This window comes from Pseudomonas sp. C11 (genome assembly GCF_034683865.1).
Lineage (GTDB): Bacteria > Pseudomonadota > Gammaproteobacteria > Pseudomonadales > Pseudomonadaceae > Aquipseudomonas.
Window position 1 is genome coordinate 1 of sequence record NZ_JAWIIP010000030.1, and the last position, 1,382, is coordinate 1,382.

The 1,382-nt window shown below is 60.3% G+C and carries 1 protein-coding gene; it reads left to right on the forward strand.

Features of this window, described 5'->3' with window-relative positions:
• Positions 1 to 72 precede the first annotated feature (72 nt).
• Complete coding sequence (locus VC352_RS24785) at positions 73 to 1,116, forward strand: IS110 family transposase (protein ID WP_322982154.1); 1,044 nt, start codon at positions 73 to 75, stop codon at positions 1,114 to 1,116.
• The last annotated feature ends 266 nt before the right edge of the window (positions 1,117 to 1,382 follow it).

Genomic DNA, 1,382 nt, shown 5'->3' on the forward strand with positions numbered 1-1,382 from the left:
TGCTGTAATGGACTCTCCCCACACCACAGTTCTATACCAAGATGTCGAGGTTTTCTGAGCGGGAGAGTCGTTATGAAGCGCATTGCCGTTGATCTGGCCAAGTCCGTTTACCAAGTTGCCGAGAGTGTCCGTTCCGGCCAGGTGGTGCAGCGCAAGCGGCTGAACCGAGAGGCGTTCAGGCGATATATACAGGAGCAGTCCGAGCCGGTCGAGTGGGTGATGGAGTCCTGTGGCACGGCGCATTACTGGGGGCGCCTGGCGCAATCGCTCGGTCATCAGGTGAAGCTGCTGCACCCACGCTATGTGCGGCCCTATCGCCGACGTAACAAGACCGACCGCAATGACTGCGATGCCATGCTGGAAGCCGCGCGCTGCACCGATATGCATCCCGTGCCTGTGAAAAGCCACGATCAACAACAGCTCCAGCAGTTGCATGGGCTGCGGGAAACCTGGAAGAAGAGCCGCACCCAGCGCATCAACCTGCTGCGCGGCATGCTGCGTGAAGCGGGGATCGAAGCGCCGGCCTCGACCACCGCCTTTATCCGGGCAGCCAGTGAGTTGGTTGAGCAACCTGAACTCGCGCCCCTGAGCCGCCTGCTGCATATCGTCCTGGCCGAGATCAACCTGCACGAACAATGCATGGCCGAATGCGAGCAGCAGCTCAAGCGCTGGCACGCTGACGATGAAATCGTGCGCAAACTGGATGAGGTCAGTGGTATTGGGCTGCTGACTGCCAGCGCCCTGACGACCGCCGTCGGTAAGCCCGAGCGCTTTGCCAATGGTCGCCAGCTTAGCGCCTGGCTGGGCATGACGCCGCGTGAGTTCAGCAGTGGCAATAGCCGCAAGCTCGGCCATATCAGCCGGCAGGGCAATGTCTATGTGCGCACGTTACTGATCCACGGCTCACGTGCAGCCTTACTTGCCGCACAACGCTGCCAGGCCCGCACACCGGAAAAGCTGACGCAGTTGCAGCGCTGGGCCGTGACAACGGCAGCACGGATCGGCCACAACAAGGCAGCGGTGGCCCTGGCCAACAAACTGGTGCGGATCTGCTGGGCGGTGTGGTGCCATGAGCGGCGGTTCAGTGGCAATTGGCAGAGCGTCAAGCCCGCCTGACGGCGGGGGTAATCAATGAGGGAGTGATGGTTTTCTTGTGGTTGTGGTGAACAGCAGCACTGTCGGAACAGGCGAGTCCTGCAGCGGAACAAGGCCGATAACAATGATGATCTCTGTGATCGATTGAACGCTTGGCCCCCGCTGCGCGAACTACAGAATGGCCAGGGCGGTAGCGCCCACAACAGGCCGGATATACGAATGCAACCGCGCTGACGACAGGTGCAAAGGCAAAGCTTTACTCACTACTTGTGGGGAGAGTCCATATA